Origin of the sequence: Burkholderia sp. MSMB0856, assembly GCF_001524645.2 — a bacterium.
Taxonomy (GTDB): domain Bacteria; phylum Pseudomonadota; class Gammaproteobacteria; order Burkholderiales; family Burkholderiaceae; genus Burkholderia; species Burkholderia diffusa.
Genome location: NZ_CP013427.1, coordinates 1,517,639 through 1,540,035 on the forward strand (window position 1 = coordinate 1,517,639; position 22,397 = coordinate 1,540,035).

A 22,397-nucleotide genomic window follows, 5' to 3' on the forward strand; every position below is an offset into this window, starting at 1 on the left:
TATGAAAATATGAATAACGAATCCGGATAACGATCGATCAAATAGTTGGTAATGGCGCTTCAATCCGGTGATCCGGCGATTGATGCCGGACCGGAGTCGAGTCAAGAGCAACGTGAAGCCGGGCGATTCGGCCGAGCAATGCGCGTTCCTGCCATTCGGCCGCAGACGGACGCCATTGCCGCCGCACGCCAACCGATGCGGGCCGCCCGCTGCATGATCGCCCCATCGCGGTCGTCAAGTTTGGTAGGCTTGGTGCCTGCCGCCGTTTCCCGGATCGCGTCGTCGAATATCGATGCGGTGAAAAATCGCGTATCGTCGTCGGAACGACCGGACGACGGTCGATATTCGACTCGTTTCGTCCCGGCCCGCCCGCGCCCGCGGGCAAACAGCGCAGACCGACAACAGACGGGGTGCGTCGTCCGCCGCCCCAGCGGCGCGCCGGCAGCACGCACGCCAACGAACAGGAGCAACGGAAGTGATCAGACATATCGTGATGTGGAAGCTGAAAGAATCGGCGGAAGGCGGCACGCGTGCGCAAAACGCGTTGAAGCTGAAGGAAAAGCTCGAAGGCTGCCGCGACCTCGTGCCGGGCATCCTGCAACTCGACGTCGGCATCGCGACGCCGGGCCTGGAAGCCACGTCCGACGTCGTGCTCGTGTCCGATTTCACGGACCAGGCCGCGCTCGATGCGTACCAGGTGCACCCGGTTCACCAGGAAGTGAAGAAATTCGTCGTTGCCGTGGCCGAATCGCGCCAGTGCGTCGACTACCTGTCCGACAGCGCACGATGAGCGACGCGGCATCCCCGACGGACGGCCCGTCGATCGAAAGCCCGTTCGTCGATCTGCTCGGCGTGCGGCTCGTGTCCGCGAAGGATGGCGCGAGCGAGATCGTGCTGCCGCTCGACGAGCGGCACATGAACACGTGGAGCATCGCGCACGGCGGCGTGACGATGACGCTGTCGGACATCGCGCTCGCGATGGCCGCCCGGAGCCTGACCGACGACGGCGTCGGCGTCGTCACGGTCGAGATGAAGGTGAATTTCATGCAGCCCGGGCGCGGCGAGTTGCGCGCATACGGGCGCGTGATGCATCGTTCGACGACGATGGCGTACTGCGAAGGTGAAGTGCGCGACAGCGACGGCAACTTCGTCGCGAAGGCGCTCGGCACGTTCAAGTACATGCGGCGGCTCGCGGTCGGCCGCGACATCAAGCGACAACGCACGCGTACGGCGCCGGATGCCCACCCCGGCCCGAGCGACGCGTAAGCGCCGGAACGCGCGGCCCTGCCTGGTTACGGGCAGGGCCGTTTTGTTTTGCGGCACGGATTCTCAGCGGGCCCGTGTCACGCTGCGAACGGAGCCAAGGAGACAGCCATGAACACGATCAATCGCCAGATTCTGCTCGTGTCACGCCCGCAAGGCGCCGCGAGCGCCGACAACTTCCGGCTCGTCGAAACGCCGCTCGTGCCGCTCGCCGACGGCGAGCTGCGGGTTCGCAACCATTTCCTGTCGCTCGATCCGTACATGCGCGGACGCATGAACGACGCGAAGTCGTACGCGGTGCCGCAGCCGCTGAACGAGGTGATGATCGGCGGCACGGCGGGCGAGGTGATCGAATCGCGTCACCCGGATTTCGATGTCGGCGAGCACGTGGTCGGCCAGTTCGGCTGGCAGGAATACGGCACGTCGAACGGCAACGGGCTGCGCAAGGTGGACACGTCGCGGGTGCCGCTGTCCGCCTGGCTCGGCGTGACCGGCATGCCGGGCGTGACGGCGTGGGTCGGGCTGAACCGGATCATCGCGCCGAAAGCCGGCGAAACGATCGTCGTCAGTGCGGCGAGCGGCGCGGTCGGCAGCGTCGTCGGCCAGCTTGCGAAGCGCGCCGGATGCCGTGCGGTCGGTATCGCGGGCGGCCCCGACAAGTGCCGCTACGTGGTCGACACGCTCGGCTTCGACGCGTGCGTCGACTATAAGGCCGGCCGGCTGGCCGACGATCTGGCTGCTGCGACGCCGGACGGCGTCGACGGCTGTTTCGAGAACGTCGGCGGCGCCGTGCTCGACACGACGATGGCGCGGATGAACGCATTCGGCCGGATCGCCGTGTGCGGGATGATTGCCGGCTACGACGGCGTGCCCGTGCCGCTCGCGAATCCGGGCCTGATCCTGCGCTCGCGGCTGACGATGCAGGGTTTCATCGTGTTCGAATACCCTGACGCATGGCCGCCCGCGCTGGCCGAACTCAGCGAACTCGTCGCGACGAAGCAGCTGCATTACCGGGAGACGATCGCATACGGACTCGAGCGGGCGCCGGACGCGTTCCTCGGGCTCCTGAAAGGCCGCAATTTCGGCAAGCAGCTCGTGCAGCTCGTCTGATCCGCGCGTGGCATCATGTGACGCTTGTCCGTTCGCGGCGCCGCACGCGCCGTCCTCACCGATGCCGCTGAATCCGAAGATCGCCCAGATACTCGACATGGTCGAGCGCGCGAAACGCCCGTCCTATCACCACCAGACGCCGCAGCAGGCGCGCGCCGCGTACGAGAAGAGCGCGCCGATCCTCGATGTCGCGCCCGCGCCGATGCATTCGGTCGAGGCCTGCGTCGTGCCCACGCGCGATGGCCGCACGATCGGCGCGCGGCTGTACTTGCCAGCCGAGCCGAGCCTCGCCGAACCGCTGCCGGCGTTCGTCTATTACCACGGCGGCGGTTTCACGGTCGGCAGCGTCGACACGCACGACGCGCTGTGCCGCATGTTCGCGCGCGACGCGCAGTGCGCGGTGCTGTCGGTCGACTACCGGCTCGCGCCCGAGCACCGGTTCCCGACCGCGGTGAACGACGCCGACGACGCATTGCGCTGGCTGCATCGCGAGGCCGCCGTGTTCGGCATCGATGCGGCGCGGCTCGCGGTCGGCGGCGACAGCGCGGGCGGCACGCTCGCGACCGTCTGCGCGGTGCTCGCGCGCGACGCGGGCATCGACCTTGCGCTGCAGCTGCTGATCTATCCGGGCGTGACGGGCTACCAGGACACCGAATCGCACGGACGGCTCGCGAACGGCTACCTGCTGACGCAGGACACGATCCAGTGGTTCTTCACGCAATACGTGCGGGATCGATCCGACCGCGACGACTGGCGCTTCGCGCCGCTCGACGGCACGCGCGGCGCGCCGTCGTTCGCCGGTGTGGCCCCGGCCTGGATCGCGACGGCCGAATACGACCCGCTGAGCGACGAGGGCGCCGCGTACGCGAACAAGCTGCGCGCGGCCGGCAATGCGGTTACGCTGGTCTGCTATCCGGGGATGATCCACGAGTTCTTCAAGATGGGCGGCTACGTGCCGGAGGTGCGGGCCGCGCATGCCGACGCGGTGGCGGCGCTCAAGGCCGCATTCGACGACGTTTGACGGCGGCGGCGCCCGGCGCCGCGCGGAGGAAGCGATGACCGACGGCTGGGTGGAAACGGGTGACTGGGCCGTGCTGGGCGGCGATGCCGCGCGTATTCGCGATGCGGTGTTCGTGCGCGAGCAGCGGATTCCGCCGGAATGGGAGCTCGACGACGAGGATCCGCTGTCGCTGCACGCGGTGGCTTACCGTGTCGATGAGGCGACCGGCGCGCGCCGCGCGGTCGCGACGGGACGGCTGCTGCGCACCGGCACGATCGGCCGCGTCGCGGTGCTGGCCGACGCGCGCGGGCAGGGCGCGGGATCGGCCGTGCTGCATGCGCTGCTGGACGCGGCGCGGCATCGCGGCGAGCCGGTCGTGCGGCTCTACGCGCAGGATGCCGCGGTGTCGTTCTACGTGCGGCACGGCTTCGCGGCGATCGGCGAACCGTTCGTCGAAATCGGCGTGCCGCACGTCGAGATGGCGCGCGCGCCCTAGTGCCGCGCGGTCGGCAGGCTTAGCGCGGTTGCGTCGCGTCGATGTCGAACGAGAACGCGCGCTCGAAACTGCCCGGGCGAACGGTGCGGTGCGAGCCGTCGTCGTCGCAGCGTTCCTTGATGTCGACCGTCAGCCGCACGCCTTCCTTCATCGTCACGCGCAGCGCGGTCGTGCCGCGCGTGCCGTATTCGGGCGTCTCGATGAACGCAGCCGACAGCGCCCGCTCGCGCTCGACCGGAATGCCGGTATGCGGCAGCGCGTCGTCGTCCGCGACATGCGGATCGCGCATCAGATCGATCAGCTCGTCGAGCGACGGAGTCGGGTTGTCGGTCAGCAGCGTGCCGAGTTCGGCGCGCTTGCGCACGACTTTCGGCCAGGGCGTATCGAGCCGCGCGTTCGACAGCGCATGCACGCCGGCGCCGATCGCGACCGGCGCGGCGATCCCGGTTTCACCTTCGGCCGCGCGATTGCAGAGCCACGCGAGTTCGCGCCGCTTCCAGTCGCCGACCAGCAGGTTGAAGCCGTTGTAGACAGCCGCGTGCTCGGCCAGCTCGCCGAGGTAGTCGAGCGGCGCGACGGACGGGCCGCGGAGGAAATCGGACACGAGCTTGCCGCGGGTCGGCGCGCCTGCGCGAATGTCGAACGGCGCGCGGTAATTGGTCAGCGCCGCGAAGCGGCCGTCGCGCGACACGCCGAGCCACGTGCCGCCCGCTTCGAGATCGCGGCCGGCGAGCACGCCCGGCACATCCTCCCACCACGAAAGCGGCGCACTCGTGCGGCGAAAGAATTCGTCGCGGTTGGCGGTCAGGGTAAAGACTGGACCGGCGGCGGCATCAGGCTGCCAGTCGAAGGCGATCAGACACATCGGGCGAATCTCTCGCAGGAAACGTCGGGCGCCGGCTCCCATGTGCGAGCCGGCGTGCGAACGGGTTGTCAGTGCGTCACGCTTCCGTCGGCCATGCGTACGGCAGCGCGTCGAACGCGAGCGCCGGACCGTCGGCAGCACCGAGGTGCACCGTGCCGTTGTCGAGTGCGGCCAGCTTGATCTCGACGAGTGCGTCGACGCCGCCCGCTGGCGCGGCCGCCGCGTTGACGATCATTCCGCACGGCTGGCCCGGGTCGTCGCTGTGGAACAGCTCGATGCCTGCATGCACGGTGTCGGTCTCGCCGGCGACGTGCGCGAGCGCGGTACGGCGCTTGATCGTGCCGCGGTACTGGCTGCGCGCGACGATTTCCTGGCCCGGGTAGCACCCCTTGCGGAAGTTAACGGCGCCGATCACGTCGAAGTTGACCATCTGCGGCACGAACTGTTCGACGGCCGGCTGCGTGATGCGCGGCTCGCCCGCGCGCACGTCGAGCCAGTCCCACACGGCCGGCGACACGACCGGCAGCGTGCCGGCGAGCGCGGCGAGACGCGCGTCGACTTCCGCGCGCGGCCCGATCCACAGGTAGCGCTTGCGGCCGGCCGCGTCCGGCACGCGAATCAGCGCCCCGGCCGGGCCGTCGACCTTTACGTGCACGCCATCCGGCAGCGCGTCGAAGATGCCCGACAGCGCGTCGCGCACGTCGCCCGCGAAGCCGACCACCGCGAGCGCGTCGCTCGCGTCCGTCAGTTTCGCTTTCGCGCGCAGCACGAACATCGACAGCCGTTTCTGCACGGCGGCCTGGACGTCCTTCGAGACGAGCAGGCGCACGCCGTGACCGGCGCGCCACGCGAGGAACGACGCGAGCAGGCGGCCCTTCGGCGAGCAATAGCCGGACAGGCGCGCGCTCGCGGCATCGAGATGCTCGATGTCGTTGGTGAGCTGGCTGTGCAGGAACGTCGCGGCGTCGTCGCCGGCCACGTCGATCACGCCGAACTGCGCAAGCGGCATGCAGGCGCCCGGCGCGTCGAAATCGGCGGCGGACGGGCGGGAGAAAACGGGGAGCGAGACGGATGCGGGCTGGGCAGCCGGTGAAGCGAACGGTGTGCTCATGGAATGAGGGAACAGTCAACCCTGACTTTGACGAAGGCGAGCAAGTATTATATGGGTCTTACCTGAGTCACGTTTCCATGTCCCTACTGAAGAAATGCGCCGCGACTGTCGTGGCGCTGGCCGTCGTTGTGGCCGCTGCCGGCGCGGGCGGCGGGTATTACTGGGCGACCCGGCCGCTGCTGCTGGGTGCCGCGTCGCTCGACGTCACGATCAAGCCGCGCAGCAGCGTGAAGAGCGTCGCGCTGCAGCTCAAGCGCGGCGGCGTCCCGGTCGAGCCGCTCGGCTTCGTCGCGATGACGCGCCTGCTCGGGCTGTCGAGCCGGCTCAAGTCCGGCAACTACGAATTCAAGACAGGCATCACGCCGTACGACGTGCTGCAGAAGATCGCGCGGGGCGACGTGAACGAATACGTCGCGACGGTGATCGAAGGCTGGACCTTCAAGCGGATGCGCGCGGAACTCGACGGCAATCCCGATCTCGCGCACGCGACGGCCGGCATGAGCGACGCCGAACTGTTGCGCGCGATCGGTGCGCCGGACAATGCGATTCAGCGCGGCAGCGGCGAGGGGCTGTTCTTCCCCGACACCTACCTGTTCGACAAGGGCACGAGCGATCTGAACATCTACCGGCGTGCGTACCACCTGATGCAGACGCGTCTCGACGAGGCGTGGGCCGCGCGCGTGCCCGGACTGCCGTACAAGACGCCTTACGAAGCGCTGACGATCGCGTCGATCGTCGAAAAGGAAACGGGCCACGCGGCCGATCGCGCGTTCGTCGCGGCGGTGTTCGCGAACAGGCTGCGCATCGGGATGCCGCTGCAGACCGATCCGTCGGTGATCTATGGCCTGGGGGATGCGTACGACGGCCGCCTGCGCAAGCGCGACCTGCAGGCCGACACTCCCTACAATACCTACACGCGCCGCGGGCTGCCCCCGACGCCGATCGCCCTGCCGGGCGTCGCCGCGCTGCAGGCGGCGATCAATCCGGCCCAGACGAGCGCGCTCTATTTCGTCGCGAAGGGCGACGGCACGAGCGTGTTCTCGGACACGCTCGGCGACCACAACAAGGCCGTGGACAAGTACATACGAGGTCAATAATGGCGAGCGGTAAATTCATCACGTTCGAAGGCATCGACGGGGCGGGGAAGACCACCCACCTGCAATGGTTCTGCGAACGTCTCCAGGCCAGGCTGGCCGCGAGCGGCCGGCAGGTTGTCGTGACCCGCGAGCCGGGCGGCACGCAACTGGGCGAGAAGCTGCGCGAAATCCTGCTGAACCAGCCGATGGATCTCGAGACCGAAGCGCTGCTGATGTTCGCCGCGCGCCGCGAGCACCTCGCGCTCGTGATCGAGCCCGCGCTCGCGCGCGGCGACTGGGTCGTGTCCGATCGCTTCACCGATGCCACGTTCGCGTATCAGGGCGGTGGCCGCGGGCTGCCGCGCGACAAGCTCGAGACGCTCGAGCGCTGGGTGCAGGGCGGTTTCCAGCCCGACCTGACGGTGCTGTTCGACGTCGCGCCGCAAGTGGCGAGCGAGCGCCGCGGCGCCGCGCGCATGCCCGACAAGTTCGAAAGCGAGTCGGACGCATTCTTCGCGCGCACCCGCGGCGAATACCTGCGGCGCGCGGAAGAAGCGCCGCATCGCTTCGCGATCGTCGACGCGACGCAGACGATTCCCGAAATCCGCCAGCAGCTCGAACGCGTGCTCGCCGCGCTGTAACACGAAGGAACGCACCACATGATCTATCCGTGGCAGACCGACGACTGGAACCGCCTGCAGCAACTGCGTGCGCAGTGGCCGCATGCGCTGCTGCTGCACGGCCAGGCCGGGATCGGCAAGCTGCAGTTCGCGCAGCATCTCGCGCAGGGCTTCCTGTGCGAGGCGCCGCAGCCGAACGGCGAGCCGTGCGGCACCTGCGCGGCCTGTACGTGGTTCGCGCAGGGCAACCATCCGGACTACCGGATCGTGCTGCCCGAGGCGCTCGCGGGCGAGGCGCCGGGCGCCACCGACGACGCGAAGCCGGCCGACGCGGACGAAGGCGGCAAGAAGACGCGCACGCCGAGCAAGGAAATCAAGATCGAGCAGGTGCGTGCGTTGCTCGACTTCTGCGGGGTCGGTTCGCACCGCGGCGGCGCGCGTGTCGTCGTGCTGTATCCGGCCGAGGCGCTGAACGTCGCCGCGTCGAACGCGCTGCTGAAGACGCTGGAGGAGCCGCCGTCCGGCGTCGTGTTCCTGCTGGTGTCGGCGCGCATCGACCGGCTGCTGCCGACCATCATCAGCCGCTGCCGGCAGTGGCCGATGACCGTGCCGGCGCCCGACGCGGCCGCGGCGTGGCTGGCGGCGCAGGGCATCGACGATGCGCGCGCGCTGCTCGCCGAAGCCGGTGGCGCGCCACTCGCCGCGCTGGCGCTCGCGAGCGACGAGAACCGCCCGCTGCGCGATTTCACGCTCGGCCAGCTCGCGGCCGGCGCCGCGTGCGATCCGTTCGCGTGCGGCGAGACGCTGCAGAAGCTGCCGGTGCCGCTGGTGCTCGGCTGGCTGCAGCGCTGGCTGTACGATCTGCTCGCGCAGCGGATGGCCGGCGCGCCGCGCTACTTCCCGATGCAGGCGGCCGCGCTCGCGCGGTGCGCGGAAGGCGTCGACGCGAATGCGTTCGCGCGCTTCATGAAGGCCGTGACGCGCCAGCGGACGGTCGAGAACCATCCGCTCAATGCCCGGCTCGTATTCGAGGAACTGTTTCTCGGTTATCGGGAAATGTTCGCGTGAGCGCGTATTGTTTCCTTCGTGTGAGGAAACGATTGCCGGCGAGCGCATGAGCGCCCGCCAACCGTATTCAGGAACCACGATGTTCGTCGACTCTCACTGCCACATCAATTTCAAGGGTCTCGCCGACCGCCTGCCTGCCGTGCTGGAGAACATGCGCGAGCACGACGTCACGCACGCGCTGTGCGTGTCGGTCGACTTCGAGACACTGCCCGACGTGCTCGCCATCGCGCAGGCGCACGACAACGTGTACGCTTCGGTCGGCGTGCACCCGGATCACGAGGACGCGCGGGAGCCGACGCTCGCGGAACTGATCGAGCTGGCCGCGCACCCGAAGGTTGTCGCGATCGGCGAGACGGGCCTCGACTACTATCGCCTCGAGGGCCGCGCGATCGCCGACATGGAGTGGCAGCGCGAACGCTTTCGCACGCACATCCGCGCGGCGACCGCGACGATGAAGCCGCTGATCGTCCATACGCGCTCGTCGTCGGAAGACACGCTGCGGATCATGGCCGAGGAGCGCGCGGACGTGCCGGGCGGCGTGATGCACTGCTTCACCGAGCCGTGGCCCGTCGCCGAGCAGGCGCTCGCGCAGAACTTCCATATCTCGCTGTCGGGGATCGTCACGTTCAAGAATGCGACCGACGTGCAGGACGTCGCGCGGCGCGTGCCGCTCGACCGGCTGTTGATCGAAACCGACTCGCCGTACCTCGCGCCGGTGCCGTATCGCGGCAAGCCGAATGAACCTGCGTACGTCAGCCATGTCGGACGCTTTATCGCATCCGAGCGCGGGATTGCCGTCGAGGCGCTCGCCGATGCGACGACACAGAACTTTTTCCGGCTGTTCAAGATCGCCCGCTAACGACGCGCGGCCAGCCGACAACTCAGGGAAGGAGCCCACAACAATGACGAAGCCGACCACATATCTGCCCAAGCGCGCACTCGTCGCCGCCGCGCTCGTCGCGAGCGGCCTCTTCGCCGCCGCCGGCGCGCATGCCGAGTCGCTCGACGCGATCGTCAAGGCGGTCAAGTTCGACGACATCGCCGACATCGGCAAGCAGCTCAAGAGCGGCAAGCTCGATCCGAACACGCTCGCGCCGAACGGCGACCCGATCCTCGTGATCGCCGCGCGCGAGAAGTCCGACAAGGTTGCCGCCGCGATCGCCACGACGCCGAACGTCGACCTGGAGAAGGAAGACAAGGCCGGCGAGAACGCGCTGATGCTCGCATCGCTGAACGGCGACGTCGGGCTCGTCAAGCTGCTGATCGACAAGGGCGCGGAAGTCAGCAAGAAGGGCTGGGCGCCGCTGCATTACGCGGCGACCAACGGCCAGGACGAGGTCGTCAAGATCCTGCTCGACCACGACGCGTATATCGACACCGCATCGCCGAACGGCACGACGCCGCTGATGATGGCCGCGCGCGGGAACCACGCGACGACGGTCAACCTGCTGCTCGACCAGGGTGCCGATCCGCAGGTGAAGAACCAGCTCGGCATCACCGCGCTCGAGTTCGCGAAGCACTACAAGGCGCCGGACGCGATCGACATCCTGAGCAAGCGGACGGTGCGCGTCGGTGCGTCGGCGCCGGCAGATGCCCAAAAGAGTGCAAAATGACGGTTTCGGCGCGGTGGCGCAGCGCCCGGACGGCCGGAATCCGGCCGTCCGCGTGCGTCCGGCCGCCGCGCCGGTCAGCGCAGCAAGCGGCCCCCGGGCCGCATTGACATAAGGAACACCATGTTGCGGGCTATGTTTTGTGCCGCGGCGTTCGCCGTGCCGTTGTCGGCGGCGGCTTTCACGGGCGCGGATCTCGACCGGCTGTGCGCGAAGACGGACGTCAAGTCGCGGGCGTCGTGCGCGGCCTACATCGAAGGCGCCGCCGATGGCGTCTACAACACGATCGACGCGATCGGCGGCACCACGGGGCCGCGCGTCGGGCAGTATTTCTGCCTGCCGCCCGACATCCGGGCGCAGCAGATGACCGACGCGGTGCGCAAGTACATCGCGGAGAACCCGAAGCTGGCCGACTACAACGCGAGCACCGCGGTGTCGCTCGGTCTCGGCAAGGCGTTCCCGTGCAGGGGCGGCAGCTGATCTGACGCCGCGGCCGGGCGCGCGCGTTGCCCGGACGTCGCCGACGCATCCAGGACGAGGCCGCCGCGCCTCATAACCGAAGCATCCCGGGCGCCGATGATTTCAATCGAGGAATTGCAGCGCATCGCCGATGCGCCATTGCATGTGTGGCTCGGCACGCTGGGCGTGTCGGTCATCGTCGTGCTTGTCGTCGTGATCGTGCACCGTGTCGGCGCACGCATCGTCAAGCGCATCGCGCAACCGTATCCGTTGATGAGCGTGATCCTGCGCTACATCGACAAACCGTCGCTCGTCACGCTCGCGCTGCTCGCGCTCGAGTTCCTGTGGATCCAGGCGGACGAAGGCATGTCGTTCGTGGGCGGGATGCGCACCGCGGCCGCGGTCGGTTCCATCGTGTCGCTGACCTGGCTGCTGGTGCGGCTCGCGGCCGGCGTCGGCGACGCGATCATCCAGGCCCATCCGATGGACGCGGCCGACAATCTCCACGCACGACGCGTCCACACGCAGGCCAAGGTGCTCGTGCGAACCGTCATGGTGCTGATCGTGATCATCGGCACCGGCGCCGCGCTGATGACGTTCCCGAACGTGCGCCAGGTCGGGGCGAGCCTGCTGGCGTCGGCCGGCGTCGCGGGGCTGGTTGCCGGCATCGCCGCGCGGCCGGTGCTCGGCAACCTGATCGCCGGGCTGCAGATCGCGCTCACGCAGCCGATCCGGCTCGACGACGTCGTCGTGATCCAGGGCGAGTGGGGCCGCATCGAGGAAATCACGGGCTCGTTCGTGTCGGTGCGGTTGTGGGACCAGCGCCGGCTCGTCGTTCCGCTGCAGTGGATCATCGAAAACCCGTTCACGAACTGGACGCGCAGCAGCTCGGAGATCATCGGCACGGTGTACCTGTCGGTCGACTACCGCACGCCGCTCGCGCCGCTGCGCGAGGAGCTCGCGCGGCTCGTCCATGCGGCGCCCGAGTGGGACGGCCGCGTGCAGGTGCTGCAGGTGACCGACGCGACCGAGCGCACGATGCAGTTGCGCGCGCTCGTCAGCGCGGCCGACTCGTCGGCGTGCTGGGATCTGCGCTGTCGCGTGCGCGAGGGCTTGATCGCCTACCTGCAGGCGCGTTTTCCGCAATGCCTGCCGCGCAGCCGGATGGAGCTGTATCCGCACGATGCGGCGCTGGACGAGCCGAACCCTGAACGGCCGCACGCGCGGCCGCCCGCCGCCAGCACGGCGGCCAACACCGCGGCCGATCCGAAGGCCACCGAAGGCCGCTGAACGCGTGCCGATACCCGCCGCCATTTCCTTTACATGACCGCGCTGAACACGCTCGCCATCGCCAACTACCGCTCGCTGCGCGAGCTGATCGTGCCACTCGCGGCGCTCACCGTCGTCACGGGGCCGAACGGCAGCGGCAAGTCGAGCGTGTACCGCGCGCTGCGGCTGCTCGCCGATACGGCGCAGGGGCGCGTGATTCCGTCGCTCGCGCGCGAAGGCGGGCTGCCGTCGACGCTGTGGGCCGGCCCCGAGCGCTTTTCGCGCGCCATGCTGAGCGGCGAAATGCCAGTGACCGGTACGGTGCGCAACGGGCCCGTGAGCCTCAAGCTCGGTTTCGCGGGCGACGATTTCGGTTATGCGATCGATCTCGGCCTGCCGGTCCCGAGCCGTTCGCAGTTCTCGCTCGATCCCGTCGTGAAGCGCGAATGCATCTGGGGCGGCGCGCTGCTGCGCCCGTCGACGCTGCTGGTCGACCGGCAGGGCGCGCAGATTCGCGCGCGCACCGGGTCGGGCGACTGGCACACGGTGCCGCAGCCGGTCGCGAGCTTCGACAGCATGATGACCGAGTTCGCCGATCCGGTCGGCGCGCCGGAGATGATCGCGGTGCGCGAGCGGATCCGGTCGTGGCGCTTCTACGACCATTTCCGCACGGATGCGCAGGCGCCGGCCCGGCAGTCGCACATCGGCACCCACACGCCGGTGCTCGCGGACGACGGCGCCGACCTGGCCGCCGCGCTGCAGACGATTCGCGAAATCGGGGATGCCGCCGCGCTCGATGCGGCGATCGACGACGCGTTTCCCGGCGCCTCGATCGACATCGACAACCCGGGCGGCCGCGGCCGCTTCGACGTGCTGATGCGCCAGCCGGGGCTGCTTCGGCCATTGTCGGCCGCCGAGCTGTCGGACGGCACGCTGCGCTATCTGCTGCTCGCGGCCGCGCTGCTGACGCCGCGGCCGCCCGCGCTGATGGTGCTGAACGAACCGGAGACGAGCCTGCACCCCGATCTGCTGCCGGCGCTCGGCCGTCTGATCGCGCAGGCCGCGCAACGTTCGCAGGTGCTGGTCGTGTCGCACGCGGCGCGGCTCATCGCGACGCTCGAACGCGAGGCCGGCTGCGAGTCGCTGGTGCTCGACAAGCAGCTCGGCGCGACCGTGCTCGTCGACGCGGATACGCGCGACCTGCCGCCGTGGAAGTGGCCGTCGCGCTGACGGGCGGGGCGGTGTGCGCGGCCCGCCGGCAGGCCGTCGGTCGCCCGCCGCCGGATGCCCGTCGCGCCGGTCCGGCCACCCCGAAGCGGTATGGGCGGCTTGCGGGCGAATGTATCCTGTCTGTAACAACACCCATAAAATGAAAGCCCGGTGCTTCCGGGCATCGGGATCGCGAATAATAATGAGATATTCGGCCGGCGCGATGCCGGCCGCATGCCGCACGCAGCGCGGTGTGCATCTGCCCCCCGTGCCGGCCGACCGAGGACACAGGAGACGTGGACCATGAGAATTGCCCAGATCGCCCCGCTGACCGAATCCGTGCCGCCGAAGCTGTACGGCGGCACGGAACGCGTCGTGTCCTACATCACCGAGGCGCTCGTCGACCTCGGCCATGACGTGACGCTGTTCGCCAGCGGCGATTCGACGACCCGGGCCAGGCTCGAACCGGTGTGGCCGCGCGCGTTGCGGCTCGACTCGTCGATCCGCGATCGCGTCGCCCCGCACATGCTGCTGATGGAGACGGTCGCACGCCGCGCGAAGGATTTCGACGTGCTCCATTTCCACATGGACTACTACTCGTTTTCGGTTTTCAACCGGCAGGACACGCCGTACGTGACGACGCTGCACGGCCGGCTCGACCTGCCGGAGCAGCAACCGGTGTTCGACACGTTCAACACCGCGCCGGTGATCTCGATCTCGAATTCGCAGCGCCAGCCGCTGCCGCAGGCGAAATGGCTGACGACCGTGTACCACGGGCTGCCCGACGCACTGTACCTGCCGCAGCCCGTCGAGCCGCGCTATCTCGCGTTCCTCGGCCGGATCTCGCCGGAGAAGCGGGTCGACACGGCGATCCGCATCGCACGCCAGTGCGGGCTGCCGATCCGGATCGCAGCGAAGATCGACGCGGCGGACCAGGAATACTTCGAACGCGAGATCAAGCCGCTGTTCGCCCTCCCGCACGTCGAATACATCGGCGAGATCGCCGACCATCAGAAGGCCGAGTTCCTGTCGGGCGCGCATGCGCTGCTGTTTCCGATCGACTGGCCGGAGCCGTTCGGGCTGGTGATGATCGAGGCGATGTCGTGCGGCACGCCGGTGATCGCGTTCAATCGCGGCGCGGTGCCGGAGGTGCTGGACGAAGGCGTGTCGGGCTTCATCGTCGAAGACGAGATCAGCGCGGTGGCCGCCGTGAACCGGCTGCACCTGCTGCCGCGCGCACGCGTGCGGCAGCGCTTCGAGGAGCGCTTCACGTCGCGGCGGATGGCGCAGCAGTATGTCGACGTGTACCAGTCGCTGATTCGCGCGCAGAAGCGCTCGCGCTTCAAGGTGATTGATTCGACGACCTGACGCGTCACGCGCGCGGATAAAAAAACGGCGATGCCCGCAAGGACATCGCCGTTTGCATATCGCCCGCGCGCGGTGCGCACGGGCGAGGACGCCTCGGCGTCAGATCTTCAGCTTCGAGACCTTCGTGCCGTTGATCGACACATCGCCCATCAGGCCGGCATTGGTCAGCACGATGACCTGGACCGGCGCGGTGGCCGTGGTCGTGTCGACCGCGCCGTTCGCGCCCATCTTCACGAGCGCGACCGATGCACCGGCGCCGGCTGCCCAGCCATCCGAGCCGCGGAATTCGTCGAGCGCTTCCTGCGTCATGAATAGGAACACGATCGCCTTCGACTGTGCGCCGGCCTGCAGGCCGACCGACAGCGACGACGTGTTGTAGTAGCCGACCGTGCTGCCGCCGACGCGCAGCGCGCCGTTGCCCGTCTGGCCGCCGACGATGAAGCCTGCCTGGATCACGTCCGGGAACACGAGCACGCCGCGCGACTTCGCGACGAGTTCGCGCGAACCCTTGACCGTGGAATACATGCGCGACAGCGTTGCATCGACGCTCGAGTCGATCGCCTGACGCTTCGACGCGTTGGTCGCGGCATTGTCGGGCTTGTCGGGGGTGGTGGTGCAACCGGTGAGCGCAAGGCTGCCGACGATGAGCGCAGCGGCGGCTTTCAGCACAAGGTTCCGTTTTTGCATCGTTCTTCTCCATCGGGTGATGTTCGGAGTGAGTCTCGCTCAAGGAGCGGATCACGTCGGCAGTTATATCACAGTGGATTACAACCCCTTTTCATTCGTGCATGAAAAGGCGTCAAATCGTTTTGGGGTGTCGCGGCGCGCCAACGGACGGACCGGCGCGCGTACGGCGATACGTCGCGCGGCCGGCCGGGAACGGCAGGAAAAGGGAAGGGGGCGTTGCTGCGCGTCAGTGCGGCGTGACGGGCGGTGCCGGCGGGGCGGGCGGCTTGATCGGCGGGCGCCGCAGCGCGCGGCGGATCAGCGCGATCACGACCCCGCACGCGAACAGGAACGCACCCGGCACGACCCAGTAGCCGACGAATGCGTGCCACAGATAACCGGCGAGCGTATTGCGGCGCACCACGTATTCGTCCCGGGCCGCCTGCTGACGTGCCGCGTTGGCGGCCAGCACGTCGGCCGGGCAGCCGGCGGCGCGCGCCGCGTCAGGATCGCCGTGGCACTTCGCGGCGGCGCCTGCCGCCTGCTGTGCATCGGTGAGCTGCCAGGTGGTCAGCGCGAGCTGCAGGTCGGCCTTGTTGTACGCCATTTCCTCGCGGATCTCGCGCACGGCGACGATCGCGACGGGCACGGCCCAGAACACGATCACGATCAGCCAGCGGCGGAACCAGCGGTGTTGTCTCCATGCCATCCATGCCTCCGTTTGACGCGGCGTGCGCGTCCGTCTCGAGGGCGGCCCGATGGCGCTTCTTGTACTTGGGTGGGCCGCGTTGCAGCCATCATAGAAGAAATCGCGGCGAATTGCCGCACCATGTGGCGGCATTCGTACGGCTCGCGGGAGAGTGCGGCGGGAGGGCGGTGGAGCATATGGCGACGGCGGCGATGCCGTCGGCCGGACGGCACGGCAACGCATCCGGCGTCATCGCGCGCGTCGATGCGCGTGCAACGAAAATAAAAATGCCGCGCCCGCCGAAGCGGTGCGCGGCATTCGCGCGGGAGCGCCGGAACTCAGGCGGCCGGCTGGCTGCTCAGGCAACTCTTCATGAACGCCTTGCGGTCGTCGCCCTTCTTGTCGGCGGCCTGGGTGTTGCAGGCCTTCATCTTTTCCTGCTGCGACATCTTCTTCGCGGGCTTGGCCGACAGGCAGTCCTTCATGAACGCCTTGCGTTCGTCGCCCGTCTTGCCGGCGGCCTGGGTGTTACAGGCCTTCATCTTGTCCTGCTGGCTGTTCGCCGCGAAAGCGGGGGAAGCCAGCATGCCGCCGAGAAGCACTGCGGCTACGAGCGATTGGATTTTCATTTCGACACTCCCATGGGGTGAATTGCGTTTTATATCGACGCCGTCACGAAGCCCGGCGCAACGGAACAGGGTCACATCGCGCCGCGCGCTCCGATTATGGCAAATCAATGTGAAAACACCAAAACGGCATTCCTATAACGCGGCGGGCGGCGTGGCCGTTGACGACGTGCGCTCGCCGGCGATCGGGACAAACCATGACGCGACGCGTTCGGCTCCGGTCTCGCGCACGTGACCTACCGGATGCCCGCCGCGAGCCATTACAATCGCGGCCATGAATACTCCGAACTCCGCAACTTCTTCGTCCGCGCCGGCGCTGCCGCGCATCGCCGTACTCGCCACCGGCGGCACGATCGCCGGCGCCGCGCCGGACGCCGCCAGCACGGCCGGCTATCAGGCCGGCGCGCTCGGCGTCAATTTCCTGCTCGACGCGGTGCCGGCGCTCGCGTCGGTCGCGCGCATCGATGCCGAGCAGGTCGCCAGCATCGACAGCAAGGATCTCGCGCTGCCGCTGTGGAATACGCTCGCCGCGCGCATCGACGCGCTGATGGCCGATCCGGCGATCGACGGCATCGTGATCACCCACGGTACCGACACGCTCGAGGAAACCGCGTACGCGCTGCATCTGGTCGTGACCGGCGACAAGCCGGTCGTGCTGACGGCCGCGATGCGGCCGGCCACCGCGCTGTCGTCCGACGGGCCGCTGAACCTGCTGAACGCGGTGACGGTCGCCGCTCACCCGGCCGCGCGCGGGCAGGGCGTGCTCGTCGCGTTCAACAACCGGATCCACGGCGCGCGCGACGTCGTGAAGACGAGCACTTACGCGGTCGACGCATTCCAGTCGCCGGAACTGGGCGCGCTCGGCTGGGTGCAGGACGGCCGCGTCGAATTCGCGCGCCGCGTGACGCGTTCGCGCGATGCGCACCTGGCGATCGCGGCCACGTGGCCGCCGGTCGAAGTCGTCGCGAGCTATGCGGGCGTGACGCGTACGGCCGTCGACGCGCTCGTCGCGGCCGGCGTGCGCGGCCTCGTCGTCGCGGGCACCGGCAACGGGTCGATCCACGCGACGCTGCAGGCGGCGCTCGCCGATGCGGCGAAAGCGGGTGTCGCCGTGGTGCGTGCGTCGCGCGTCGGCTCGGGGCACGTGATGCGCAACGGCGCCGCGAACGACGACGCGCTCGGTTTCGTGAGCGCCGGGTCGCTGAGCCCGTTCAAGGCACGCGTGCTGCTGATGCTCGCGCTCGCGAACGGCATGCACGGACGCGACGCGCTGCAACGCGCATTCGACACGCTGTGACCGCTGGCCGCCGATCGGGCGGCGCGCATGAAAAAAAGGCAGGCCATCGGCCTGCCTTTTTTGCGTCAGCGCTGCGCGAATGCTCAGGACTGCGGCGGAATCACGAGCTTCTGGCCCGGATAGATCCGGTCCGGGCTCGACAGCATCGGCTTGTTCGCCTCGAAGATCGCCGGGTACTTGTTCGCGTCGCCGTACACTTCCTTGGCGATCGCCGACAGCGTGTCGCCCGGCTTCACGTCGTGGTACTGAACTTCCGGATCGTCCGGCTGCAGATCGTCGTCGTTGACGCCCGCGACGCCTTGCACGTTGCCGGCCGCGACCTTGACCTTCGCCTTCGTGTCGAGGTCGGCGACGCTGCCCGACAGCGTGACGGTGCGCGATGCGCCGTCGAACGCGACCGTCAGGTTCGACGTGTCGAGACCTTGCGTGTTGATGTAGTTCTTGATCGCATCGGCCGCGGTCTGGTTCGCGGCATTCGGATCTTCCGCTGCTTGCGCATCGGCGTGACCCAGCAGTTTTTCACCCGCCTCTTTGATAAACGAAAGAAGACCCATCGCTGCACTCCCTAGGTGGTTGAAAAGAAAACGCGCCGTGAAGTGGCGAAAAAAACACCGCGCTGGGTGCGATCACCGGAGTGAGCGCAGGCGCGGCGGATTTCTCGAAAGGCGTGGCGAAAGTGTAGGCGTTCATCGCGACGATTGCATGAAAAATCGCACGCCCGAACGTAAAGAAGTGTAATACGCGAAATCCGACAGGCGGACACCCGACGACGACGTCTGACCGACCAAGGCTTCCCCGGCGTCGCCGGGTGCCGCTGCGGACCCCACCACGCCGCTCTCAGCCCAGAGCGGCGTTTTTCGCCCCGCCATGCACGCATTTCAGCAATGCGCGGCGGGGCGCCCCATCGTGATGCACGCGCAGGCGCGCATCGATGCGACCGGCCGCAGCCGGATCGCGTGTATGCGTCACGCGTTCGCCGTTGCAGCGATACGCGCGTCGTTGCGTCGGCGTTACGCGGCCGGCGTCTGGCCGATCTCGAAGTTCGACATGATCTCGAGCGCACGCACGAGTGCCGAGTGATCCCACGCCTTGCCGCCGTGCGATGCGCACACGCTGAACAGCTGCTGCGCGCTCGCCGTGTGCGGCAGCGCGAGGCCGAGCTTGCGTGCGCCGTCGAGCGCGAGGTTCAGGTCCTTCTGGTGCAGCTCGATGCGGAAGCCCGGATCGAACGTGCGCTTCGTCATGCGCGCGCCGTGCACTTCGAGGATGCGCGAGGCGGCGAAGCCGCCCATCAGCGCCTGGCGCACGCGCTCCGGATCGGCGCCCGAGCGGGCGGCGAACAGCAGCGCTTCGCCGACCGCTTCGATGTTCAACGCGACGATGATCTGGTTCGCGACCTTGCAGGTCTGGCCCGCGCCGTTGTCGCCGACGAGCGTGATGTTCTTGCCCATCTTCTCGAACAGCGGCTTCGCGCGCTCGAAGGCCTTCTCCGGGCCGCCGACCATGATCGTCAGCGTCGCTTCGCGGGCGCCGACTTCGCCGCCGGACACCGGCGCGTCGAGGTAGTCGCAGCCGAGCGCGTTGATCTGCTTCGCGAATTCCTGCGTGTCGAGCGGCGAGATCGAGCTCATGTCGATCACGAGCTTGCCGGCCGTCAGACCCTTCGCGACGCCGTCGTCGGCGAACAGCACGTTACGCACGTCGGGCGTGTCCGGCACCATCGAGATGATGATGTCGGCGTTCTGCGCGACTTCGGTCGAGTTCGCGACGACCTTCGCGCTGGCGCGCAGGTCGTCGGGAATCGGGAACGCACCGTTCACGACGAGCTGATGATCGCCCTTGAGCAGGTTGCGCGCCATGTGCGCGCCCATGATGCCGAGGCCGATGAAACCGATGGTTGCCATGTGTGAAAGTCTCCTATTGGGGCGTATGTGGGAAAACCGCGGGAAGGGCGGATCTCAGGCGGCGCGACGCGCCGAGCCCGGTGCGCAGCCGGCGACGCTTTGCAGCCAGCCGAGCCCTTCCGTCGTGGTGGTGCGGGGCTTGTATTCGCAGCCGACGTAGCCGGCGTAGCCGAGCCGGTCGAGCAGCGCGAACAGGAACGCGTAATTGATCTCGCCCGTACCCGGCTCGTTGCGGCCCGGGTTGTCCGCGAGCTGGACGTGGCCGATCGATGCGAGGTTGCGTTCGATCGTCGCGGCCAGTTCGCCTTCCATGCGCTGCATGTGATAGATGTCGTACTGCAGGAACAGGTTGTCCGAGCCGACCGCGCGGATCACGTCGAGCCCTTCGGACGAGCGGTTCAGCGCGAAACCGGGGATGTCGAAGCTGTTGCACGGCTCGACCAGCAGACGGATGCCTTCGCGCTTCAGCGCGTCGGCGGCGAAGCGCAGGTTGTCGACGATCGTGACGAACGTCTTGTCGCGCGCCGTGCTCGCCGACGGAATGCCGACGAGGCAGTTCAGCTGCGGCACCTTCAGCGCCTTCGCGTACTCGATCGCACGGCCAACCCCTTCCTGGAACTCGCCGACGCGATCGGGCAGGCACGCGATGCCGCGCTCGCCCTGGTCCCAGTTGCCGGCGGGCAGGTTGTGCAGCACGAGGCGCAGGCGGTGCGTCTCGAGCCGTTCGGCGAGTTCCTCTTTCGCGTACGGGTACGGGAACAGGAACTCGACGGCGTCGAAGCTCGCGTCCGCGGCCGCCTTGAAGCGGTCGAGGAACGGCACTTCGTTGAACAGCATGGTCAGGTTTGCAGCAAACTTCGGCATGAGCTAAGCCTCTTCGGTCGGTCAGTCAAAAAATGTCGTGCGGATCAGTCGAGCATCGAGATCGCGGTCGGCGCGTGTTCGGCCTTCTCGGCGAGTTCCTCGAACTCGTTGATCGCGTCGATTTCGGTGCCCATCGAGATGTTCGTCACGCGCTCGAGGATCACTTCGACGACGACCGGCACGCTGAACTCTTCCGCGAGCGCCTGCGCCTGCTTCAGCGCCGGTTCGATCTCCTCCGGCTTGAACACGCGCAGCGCCTTGCAGCCGAGGCCTTCGGCGACCGCCACGTGGTCGACGCCATAGCCGTTCAGCTCCGGTGCGTTGACGTTGTCGAACGCGAGCTGCACGCAGTAGTCCATGTCGAACGCACGCTGCGCCTGGCGAATCAGGCCGAGGTACGAGTTGTTCACGACGACGTGCACGTACGGCAGCTTGAATTGCGCGCCGGCGGCCAGCTCCTCGATCATGAACTGGAAGTCGTAGTCGCCCGACAGCGCGACGATCGGACGGCGCGGGTCGGCCGCACGCACGCCGAGCGCGGCGGGGATCGTCCAGCCGAGCGGGCCGGCCTGGCCGCAATTGATCCAGTTGCGCGCCTTGAACACGTGCAGGAACTGCGCGGCGGCGATCTGCGACAGGCCGATCGTGCTGACGTAGCACGTGTCGCGGCCGAACACCTTGTTCATTTCTTCGTACACGCGCTGCGGCTTGACCGGCACGTTGTCGAAGTGGGTCTTGCGCTGCAGCGTGCGCTTGCGTTCCTGGCACTCGGACACCCATGCGCTGCGGTCCTTCAGCTTGCCGGCGGCCTTCCATTCCTGTGCGACGGCGACGAACAGCTCCAGCGCGGCCTTCGCGTCCGACACGATGCCGAGATCCGGGCCGAACACGCGGCCGATCTGGGTCGGCTCGATGTCGACGTGCACGAACTTGCGGCCCTTCGTGTAGACCTCGACGCTGCCCGTGTGGCGGTTCGCCCAGCGGTTGCCGATGCCGAGCACGAAGTCGGACGCGAGCATCGTCGCGTTTCCGTAGCGGTGCGACGTCTGCAGGCCGACCATGCCGGCCATCAGCGGGTGGTCGTCCGGAATCGCGCCCCACGACATCAGCGTCGGGATCACGGGCACGCCGATCGTTTCGGCGAACTGGACGAGCAGGTCTTCGGCCGCCGCGTTGAGCACGCCGCCGCCCGATACGATCAGCGGCTTGTCCGCGTCGTTGAGCATCGCGAGCGCCTTCTCGATCTGCGCGCGGGTCGCCGCGGGCTTGTAGACCGGCAGCGGTTCGTACGTGTCGATGTCGAATTCGATTTCGGCGAGCTGCACGTCGATCGGCAGGTCGACCAGCACCGGGCCCGGGCGGCCCGAGCGCATCAGATGGAACGCCTGCTGGAACACGCGCGGCACCAGCGCCGGCTCGCGCACGGTGACGGCCCATTTGGTGACGGGCTTCGCGATCGACTCGATGTCGACGGCCTGGAAGTCTTCCTTGTACAGGCGCGCACGCGGCGCCTGGCCCGTGATCGCGAGGATCGGAATCGAGTCGGCCGATGCGGAGTAGAGACCGGTGATCATGTCGGTGCCGGCGGGGCCCGACGTGCCGATGCACACGCCGATGTTGCCCGGCGCGGCGCGCGTGAAGCCTTCGGCCATGTGCGATGCACCCTCGACGTGGCGGGCCAGCACGTGGCTGATGCCGCCCGACTTGCGCATCGCGGAATAGAACGGGTTGATTGCCGCGCCCGGCACGCCGAATGCGGTCTGGATGCCTTCCTTCTCGAGCACGAGTACGGCTGCGTCGACGGCTCTCATCTTGGCCATGAATGTCT

Annotated in this window: 24 protein-coding genes; 15 read left to right on the forward strand and 9 right to left on the reverse strand. The window is 68.1% G+C overall.

The window, feature by feature from the left end; translation table 11 throughout:
- Positions 1–475 precede the first annotated feature (475 nt).
- From WS87_RS08215 to WS87_RS08235, 5 genes are all read left to right on the forward strand, one after another.
- Positions 476–790 (forward strand): Dabb family protein, encoded by a 315-nt coding sequence (locus WS87_RS08215; protein ID WP_059529737.1) that lies wholly within the window; start codon positions 476–478, stop codon positions 788–790.
- Entirely contained in the window at positions 787–1,266 is a 480-nt protein-coding gene (locus WS87_RS08220) for a PaaI family thioesterase (RefSeq protein ID WP_011885047.1), read from the forward strand. The genes WS87_RS08215 and WS87_RS08220 overlap by 4 nt, the downstream gene beginning before the upstream one ends.
- Before the next feature lie 108 nt (positions 1,267–1,374).
- On the forward strand, positions 1,375–2,373 hold the full coding sequence (locus WS87_RS08225) for an NADP-dependent oxidoreductase (protein WP_059817631.1): 999 nt from the start codon (positions 1,375–1,377) through the stop codon (positions 2,371–2,373).
- Between the two features lie 61 nt (positions 2,374–2,434).
- Positions 2,435–3,394: an alpha/beta hydrolase gene (locus WS87_RS08230; protein ID WP_059817628.1), complete on the forward strand. Its 960-nt coding sequence runs from the start codon at positions 2,435–2,437 to the stop codon at positions 3,392–3,394.
- Positions 3,395–3,428: 34 nt separating this feature from the next.
- Positions 3,429–3,869: a GNAT family N-acetyltransferase gene (locus tag WS87_RS08235; protein ID WP_059817626.1), complete on the forward strand. Its 441-nt coding sequence runs from the start codon at positions 3,429–3,431 to the stop codon at positions 3,867–3,869.
- Between the two features lie 19 nt (positions 3,870–3,888).
- Here the strand turns inward: WS87_RS08235 and WS87_RS08240 are convergent, their stop codons facing one another.
- Positions 3,889–4,734 (reverse strand): NRDE family protein, encoded by an 846-nt coding sequence (locus WS87_RS08240; protein ID WP_059817624.1) that lies wholly within the window; start codon positions 4,732–4,734, stop codon positions 3,889–3,891.
- A gap of 76 nt (positions 4,735–4,810) precedes the next feature.
- Positions 4,811–5,845, reverse strand: a complete 1,035-nt coding sequence (ygfZ, locus tag WS87_RS08245; RefSeq protein ID WP_059817622.1) for a CAF17-like 4Fe-4S cluster assembly/insertion protein YgfZ — start codon at positions 5,843–5,845, stop codon at positions 4,811–4,813.
- Positions 5,846–5,922: 77 nt separating this feature from the next.
- Between ygfZ and mltG the strand changes: the two genes are divergently transcribed.
- The 9 genes from mltG (at position 5,923) to WS87_RS08290 (ending at position 14,524) form a co-directional block, all read left to right on the forward strand.
- Positions 5,923–6,942: an endolytic transglycosylase MltG gene (gene mltG / locus WS87_RS08250; protein ID WP_059529755.1), complete on the forward strand. Its 1,020-nt coding sequence runs from the start codon at positions 5,923–5,925 to the stop codon at positions 6,940–6,942.
- Entirely contained in the window at positions 6,942–7,562 is a 621-nt protein-coding gene (gene tmk, locus WS87_RS08255; protein WP_059529758.1) for a dTMP kinase, read from the forward strand. The genes mltG and tmk overlap by 1 nt, the downstream gene beginning before the upstream one ends.
- An 18-nt stretch (positions 7,563–7,580) precedes the next feature.
- Positions 7,581–8,609 (forward strand): DNA polymerase III subunit delta', encoded by a 1,029-nt coding sequence (locus tag WS87_RS08260; protein WP_059817621.1) that lies wholly within the window; start codon positions 7,581–7,583, stop codon positions 8,607–8,609.
- Between the two features lie 79 nt (positions 8,610–8,688).
- Positions 8,689–9,468 (forward strand): TatD family hydrolase, encoded by a 780-nt coding sequence (locus WS87_RS08265; RefSeq protein ID WP_059817618.1) that lies wholly within the window; start codon positions 8,689–8,691, stop codon positions 9,466–9,468.
- Between the two features lie 43 nt (positions 9,469–9,511).
- Entirely contained in the window at positions 9,512–10,222 is a 711-nt protein-coding gene (locus WS87_RS08270; protein ID WP_059817616.1) for an ankyrin repeat domain-containing protein, read from the forward strand.
- 120 nt (positions 10,223–10,342) lie between these two features.
- The gene (locus WS87_RS08275) at positions 10,343–10,699 is read left to right on the forward strand and encodes a Rap1a/Tai family immunity protein (RefSeq protein WP_006755340.1); all 357 of its coding nucleotides are present in this window, start codon (positions 10,343–10,345) and stop codon (positions 10,697–10,699) included.
- Between the two features lie 96 nt (positions 10,700–10,795).
- Positions 10,796–11,968 (forward strand): mechanosensitive ion channel family protein, encoded by a 1,173-nt coding sequence (locus tag WS87_RS08280; protein WP_059817614.1) that lies wholly within the window; start codon positions 10,796–10,798, stop codon positions 11,966–11,968.
- Positions 11,969–12,001: 33 nt separating this feature from the next.
- Positions 12,002–13,177, forward strand: a complete 1,176-nt coding sequence (locus tag WS87_RS08285; RefSeq protein WP_059817612.1) for an AAA family ATPase — start codon at positions 12,002–12,004, stop codon at positions 13,175–13,177.
- Between the two features lie 282 nt (positions 13,178–13,459).
- Positions 13,460–14,524, forward strand: coding sequence for a glycosyltransferase family 4 protein (locus WS87_RS08290; RefSeq protein WP_059529776.1), 1,065 nt, complete (start codon positions 13,460–13,462; stop codon positions 14,522–14,524).
- A gap of 99 nt (positions 14,525–14,623) precedes the next feature.
- Here WS87_RS08290 and WS87_RS08295 read toward each other — a convergent pair whose 3' ends face one another.
- The 3 genes from WS87_RS08295 to WS87_RS08305 all read right to left on the reverse strand — a co-directional run bounded on the left by WS87_RS08295 (position 14,624) and on the right by WS87_RS08305 (position 16,507).
- Positions 14,624–15,211, reverse strand: coding sequence for a BPSL1445 family SYLF domain-containing lipoprotein (locus tag WS87_RS08295; RefSeq protein ID WP_059817611.1), 588 nt, complete (start codon positions 15,209–15,211; stop codon positions 14,624–14,626).
- 226 nt (positions 15,212–15,437) lie between these two features.
- Complete coding sequence (locus tag WS87_RS08300; protein ID WP_059817608.1) at positions 15,438–15,899, reverse strand: hypothetical protein; 462 nt, start codon at positions 15,897–15,899, stop codon at positions 15,438–15,440.
- Positions 15,900–16,216: 317 nt separating this feature from the next.
- On the reverse strand, positions 16,217–16,507 hold the full coding sequence (locus tag WS87_RS08305) for a PsiF family protein (RefSeq protein ID WP_044843641.1): 291 nt from the start codon (positions 16,505–16,507) through the stop codon (positions 16,217–16,219).
- 271 nt (positions 16,508–16,778) lie between these two features.
- On the opposite strand from WS87_RS08305, the gene WS87_RS08310 reads away from it, so the two are divergent.
- Positions 16,779–17,801: an asparaginase gene (locus WS87_RS08310; RefSeq protein WP_059817606.1), complete on the forward strand. Its 1,023-nt coding sequence runs from the start codon at positions 16,779–16,781 to the stop codon at positions 17,799–17,801.
- An 83-nt stretch (positions 17,802–17,884) separates the two neighbouring features.
- Here WS87_RS08310 and lysM read toward each other — a convergent pair whose 3' ends face one another.
- From lysM to gcl, 4 genes are all read right to left on the reverse strand, one after another.
- Positions 17,885–18,355: a peptidoglycan-binding protein LysM gene (gene lysM / locus WS87_RS08315; protein ID WP_021162125.1), complete on the reverse strand. Its 471-nt coding sequence runs from the start codon at positions 18,353–18,355 to the stop codon at positions 17,885–17,887.
- 456 nt (positions 18,356–18,811) lie between these two features.
- On the reverse strand, positions 18,812–19,705 hold the full coding sequence (locus tag WS87_RS08325) for a 2-hydroxy-3-oxopropionate reductase (protein ID WP_059693297.1): 894 nt from the start codon (positions 19,703–19,705) through the stop codon (positions 18,812–18,814).
- Between the two features lie 54 nt (positions 19,706–19,759).
- Entirely contained in the window at positions 19,760–20,569 is an 810-nt protein-coding gene (gene hyi / locus WS87_RS08330) for a hydroxypyruvate isomerase (protein ID WP_059817604.1), read from the reverse strand.
- A 44-nt stretch (positions 20,570–20,613) separates the two neighbouring features.
- Positions 20,614–22,389, reverse strand: coding sequence for a glyoxylate carboligase (gene gcl, locus WS87_RS08335; protein ID WP_059529790.1), 1,776 nt, complete (start codon positions 22,387–22,389; stop codon positions 20,614–20,616).
- Positions 22,390–22,397 lie beyond the last annotated feature (8 nt).